This is a genomic window from Enterobacter sp. C6 (genome assembly GCF_008122455.1).
Taxonomy (GTDB): domain Bacteria; phylum Pseudomonadota; class Gammaproteobacteria; order Enterobacterales; family Enterobacteriaceae; genus Enterobacter; species Enterobacter pseudoroggenkampii.
In genome coordinates, this window is the sequence record NZ_QPFW01000028.1 from 1 (window position 1) to 835 (window position 835).

1 protein-coding gene is annotated in these 835 nt (G+C 63.6%); it reads left to right on the forward strand.

All coding sequences use genetic code 11. The annotated features are described in order from the left end of the window. A partial coding sequence (locus DOU50_RS00170) for an Ig-like domain-containing protein (protein ID WP_148768451.1) occupies positions 1-835 on the forward strand: 835 nt, incomplete at both ends.

Sequence of the window (835 nt, forward strand, 5' to 3'; positions counted from 1 at the left end):
CACGGCTCGCTCGGCGCGACGCTGGCCGACGGCGAATACGCCCAGATCAGCATCGACGGCGGCGTCACCTGGCAGAACGTGATTGTCACCGGCAACAGCTGGTACTACGTCGATGGCCGCACGCTGGGTAACCAGACCTATGACTACTACGTTCGCGTGGTGGATGCGGCGGGCAATGTGGGTGCCAGCGCCCATCAGCAGGTGACCGTCGATACGGTCGCCCCGGATGCGGCGATTACGGTGACCGTGGATAACATTACCGTGGATACCGGCTTCGACAATAACGACTTCCTGACCAGTTCGACCTCGTACACGCTGCACGGAACGCTCGGCGCAGAACTCGGCGCGGGTGAATTCGTGCAGGTGAGCATGGACGGCGGCACGACCTGGGTATACGCCACCGTCAGCGGGACGCAGTGGAGCTACAGCGACACGCGTACCCTGACCGACGGCAGCCATAACTACCAGGTGCGGGTCGTCGACCAGGCGGGGAACGTCGGGGCAACCACCTCGCAGGCGGTGACGGTGGATACGCAGGCGCCGCAGTACGGCGTCACCATCGACAGCATCAGCGAAGATACCGGCCAGTCCGGGAGTGATTTCATCACCATGGACACCACGCTGACCATCAACGGTTCGCTGGGCAGCGCGCTGGCAAGCGACGAGCGCGTACAGATAAGCCTGGACGGCGGGAACACCTGGCTCGATACCACGGTCACCAACCAGCGCTGGAGCTACACCGATACCCGCGATCTGCCTGACGGAGACTACACCTACCAGGTGCGGATTATCGACCAGGCGGGCAACGTCGGCTCCACCGCCTCTCAGGTGGTGA